The 4045-nt window shown below is 68.9% G+C and carries 5 protein-coding genes and 1 pseudogene; all 6 read right to left on the reverse strand.

All coding sequences use genetic code 11. The features are described 5' to 3' along the window. Nucleotides 1-422, reverse strand: a pseudogene (locus L615_RS02840) (NADH-quinone oxidoreductase subunit F); the annotation flags it as partial. Beyond that, nucleotides 422-1138, reverse strand: a complete 717-nt coding sequence (nuoE, locus tag L615_RS02845; protein ID WP_145724050.1) for an NADH-quinone oxidoreductase subunit NuoE — start codon at nt 1136-1138, stop codon at nt 422-424. The pseudogene L615_RS02840 and the gene nuoE, both read right to left, overlap by 1 nt. Next, complete coding sequence (locus L615_RS02850; protein WP_145724051.1) at nt 1138-2475, reverse strand: NADH-quinone oxidoreductase subunit D; 1338 nt, start codon at nt 2473-2475, stop codon at nt 1138-1140. Before L615_RS02850 ends, nuoE begins: the two co-directional genes overlap by 1 nt. Then, nucleotides 2475-3248 (reverse strand): NADH-quinone oxidoreductase subunit C, encoded by a 774-nt coding sequence (locus L615_RS02855; RefSeq protein WP_145724052.1) that lies wholly within the window; start codon nt 3246-3248, stop codon nt 2475-2477. Before L615_RS02855 ends, L615_RS02850 begins: the two co-directional genes overlap by 1 nt. Then, nucleotides 3245-3802, reverse strand: coding sequence for an NADH-quinone oxidoreductase subunit B family protein (locus L615_RS02860; protein WP_038676745.1), 558 nt, complete (start codon nt 3800-3802; stop codon nt 3245-3247). Before L615_RS02860 ends, L615_RS02855 begins: the two co-directional genes overlap by 4 nt. 13 nt (nt 3803-3815) lie before the next feature. Then, nucleotides 3816-4045: NADH-quinone oxidoreductase subunit A (gene ndhC / locus L615_RS02865; protein ID WP_186449698.1), on the reverse strand; the 230-nt coding region annotated here is incomplete at its 5' end.

Consider the following 4045-nt stretch of genomic DNA (forward strand, 5'->3'; position numbering starts at 1 on the left):
CGGATGACGTGGACGACCTCGCCGCGGATGTAGATGAACGCCTTGTTGGCGCGGATGGCGTAGGAGCTGACGATCACGCCCTCGACGAGCACGTGCGGGTTGCCCATCATCAGCGGGATGTCCTTGCAGGTGCCCGGCTCGGACTCGTCCGCGTTGACGACGAGGTACTTCGGCTTCGGGTTGTCCTGCGGGATGAACGACCACTTCATCCCGGTCGGGAAGCCCGCGCCGCCGCGGCCGCGCAGGCCACTGTCCTTGACGGCGGTGATCACGTCGTCGGGGCTCATCGCGAAGGCGACGTCGAGGGCGGAGTACCCGCCCCGGGCGGCGTAGGTGGCGAGCTTCCAGCCCTGCTCGGCGTCCCAGGTGTCGGTGAGCACCGGGGTCAAGAGCCGATCGTTGGTTGAGCTTGTCGAAACCATCACGCCTTCTCGGTCTCGATACGCTCGCTGGCGCTCGCTACTCGACCAGCGTCGGGGGCGTCGGGAGCGGTCCAGCCGCGCTCGCGGGCGATCTTCAGCCCGACGAGGCTGGCCTCGCCTGCGGTCGGGCCCTCGTCGACGCGCCCGTCGGGGAAGCCGGCGAGCACCCGCTCGGCCTCGCGCCAGGTGCACAGCCTCGGGCCACGGGTCGAGCTCACGTCGTGGCCGGCGCGCAGCGCCTTGACCATCTGGACCGCCGACTCGGGGGTCTGGTTGTCCATGAACTCCCAGTTGACCATCACGACCGGGGCGTAGTCGCACGCCGCGTTGCACTCGATGTGCTCGAGGCTGACGGTGCGCGAGTCGCCCTGGCGCTGGACGGCCACCTCGTCGTTGCCGATCTGGAGGTGCTCCTTGAGCCGCGCGAAGATCTCGTCGCCGCCCATCACCGCGCACAGCGTGTTCGTGCAGACGCCGACGTGGTAGTCGCCCACGCCGTGCTTCTTGTACATCGTGTAGAAGGTCGCGACGCCGTTGACCTCCGCCGCACTGATGTCGAGGATCGCGGCGCAGGCCTCGATCCCCTCCGGCGTGATCCTGCCCTGGACCGACTGCACGAGGTGCAGCATCGGGAGCAGCCCCGAGCGCGGCTCGGGGTAACGGGCCGCGATCTCGCGCAGCTCGGCGAGCGTCTTCTCACTGATCGGCTCGGCCATTAGCGGTCCACGCCTCCCATCACGGGGTCGATGCTCGCGATGGCGACGATGACGTCGGCGATCTGGCCGCCTTCGCTCATCAGGCCCATCGCCTGGAGGTTGTTGAACGACGGGTCGCGGAAGTGCGCCCGGAACGGMCGGGTSCCGCCGTCGGAGACGACGTGSRCSCCGAGCTCGCCGCGCGGCGACTCSACSGGCACGTAGGCCTGGCCGGCCGGSACSCGGAAGCCCTCSGTSACSAGCTTGAAGTGGTGGATSAGSGCCTCCATCGACTCGCCCATGATGTGGCGGATGTGGTCGAGGCTGTTGCCCATCCCGTCGCTGCCGATCGAGAGCTGGCTGGGCCAGGCGAYCTTCYTGTCSGCSACCATGACCGGYGCACCCTCGAGSCGGGCCAGCCGGTCGGCGGCCTGCTCGAYGATCYKCAGCGACTCCCACATCTCGTTGAGGCGCACCCGGAACCGGCCGTAGGAGTCGGMGGTGTCCCAGGTCTGCACGTCGAAGTCGTAGGTCTCGTAACCGCAGTAGGGCTGCGCCTTGCGCAGGTCGAAGCCGTAGCCCGTGCTGCGCAGCACCGGGCCCGTGAGACCGAGCGCCATGCAGCCCTCGAGGTCGAGGTGCCCGACGTTCTCCAGGCGGGCCTTGAAGATCGGGTTCGCGTTGCACAGCGCGGCGTACTCGGGGAGGCGCTTCTTCATCAGCGCGACGAAGTCGCGGATCTCGTCGAGCGCACCGGGCGGCAGGTCCTGCGCGMCCCCGCCGGGGCGGATGAACGCGTGGTTCATGCGCAGGCCCGTGATCAGCTCGAACAGGTCGAGGACCAGCTCGCGCTCGCGGAAGCCGATCGTCATGACCGTCAGGGCGCCGATCTCCATGCCGCCGGTCGCGATGCAGACCAGGTGCGAGGAGATCCGGTTGAGCTCCATGAGCAGGACCCGCATGACCTGGGCCTTCTCGGGGATGTCGTCCTCGATGTCGAGGAGCCGCTCGACGCCCAGCACGTAGGTCATCTCGTTGAAGAACGGCGAGAGGTAGTCCATCCGGGTGCAGAAGGTCACGCCCTGCGTCCAGGTGCGGAACTCCATGTTCTTCTCGATGCCGGTGTGGAGGTAGCCGATGCCGCAGCGGGCCTCGGTCACCGTCTCGCCCTCGATCTCCAGGATCAGCCGGAGCACGCCGTGCGTCGAGGGGTGCTGCGGACCCATGTTGACCACGATCCGCTCAGCCGCGTCGCCCTCCCCCATGTCGGCGGCGATCTCGTCCCAGTCCTGACCGGTGACGGTGAAGACCCTGCCCTCGGCCGTCTCGGTGGGGTCGGCGTAGAAGTCGGTGCCCATCAGTTGTAGCTCCTCCGCTGGTCCGGCGGCGGGACGGTGGCGCCCTTGTACTCCACCGGGATGCCGCCGAGCGGGTAGTCCTTGCGCTGCGGGTGGCCGGGCCAGTCGTCCGGCATGAGGATCCGGGTCAGCGCCGGGTGACCGTCGAACTGAATGCCGAACATGTCCCACGTCTCGCGCTCGTGCCAGTCGGCGGCCGGGTAGACCGCGACCACCGACGGGACGTGCGGGTCGTCGTCCGGGGCGCTGGTCTCCACGCGGATCCGCCGGTTCCACGTGTACGACGCCAGGTGGTAGACCGCGTGCAGCTCGCGGCCCGCGTCACCGGGGTAGTGGACGCCGCTCACGCCGGAGAGGAACTCGAAGCGGAGCGCCGGGTCGTCGCGCAGCAGCCTCATCGCGGCCACGAGGTTGTCGCGGTGGACGTGGAAGGTGATCTCGCCGCGGTGGATCACGACCTGCTCGATCAGCGGATCGAGCTGGTCGGCGACGGTGTCGAACCAGCCTCCGTAGGGTCGCTGCGCAGCGCCCGGCATCACGACGGGGGCGACCAGGCCGCCGTACCCGCTGGTGTCGCCGCTGCCCTTGACGCCGAACATGCCGTGGCGCTCGCCGACGGCGCGGACCTCCAGGCCCGGCTCGCCGAGCGCCTCGGGGGCGTTCTCGGGCGACTGGTCGGTGGCCGGCTGCTCCACGGCCTTGTCGGCGGCCTTGTCGGCGGCCTTGTCGGCGGCCTTGTCGGCGGGCTTGTCGGCGGGCTTGTCGTCGGTCATCGCAGCAGTCCTCGCTGGTCGCCGGTCGGCAGCGCGACGAGCGCCTCGGCCTCGAGCTCGCGGATCTGCGCCTCGCGGTTCTTGCCGAAGGGGGTGTCGTGCTGGACCTTGTCGTGCAGCTTCAGGATCGCGTCGATGAGCATCTCCGGACGCGGTGGGCAGCCCGGGAGGTACATGTCGACGGGGACGACGTGGTCGACCCCCTGGACGATCGCGTAGTTGTTGAACATGCCGCCGCTGCTGGCGCACACGCCCATGGCGAGGACCCACTTGGGCTCTGCCATCTGGTCGTAGATCTGGCGCAGGACCGGGGCCATCTTCTGGCTCACCCGGCCGGCGACGATCATCAGGTCGGCCTGCCGGGGGCTGGCGCGGAAGACCTCCATGCCGAACCGGGCCAGGTCGTACTTCGGGCCACCGCTCGTCATCATCTCGATGGCACAGCAGGCCAGGCCGAAGGTCGCGGGCCAGAAGCTGGCCTTGCGCATGTAGCCGGCCAGGCCCTCGACCGTGCTCAGCAGGACTCCGCTGGGGAGCTTCTCCTCGATACCCATGGGCAGTTGTCCCTCAGTCCCAGTCCAGGCCGCCACGCCGCCATACGTAGGCGTAGGCGACGAACACGGTGGCGATGAASAGSACCATCTCGACCAGCCCGAACCACGCCATGTTGTCCAGCTGCATGGCCCACGGGTAGAGGAAGATGATCTCGATGTCGAAGACGATGAAGAGCATCGCCGTGATGTAGTACTTCACCGGGAAGCGGCCGCTCAGCGCCTGCGGCGTCGGCTCGATGCCGC

The sequence above is a fragment of the Nocardioides sp. J9 genome, assembly GCF_007829375.1.
In the GTDB taxonomy this organism is placed as follows: Bacteria; Actinomycetota; Actinomycetes; order Propionibacteriales; family Nocardioidaceae; genus Nocardioides.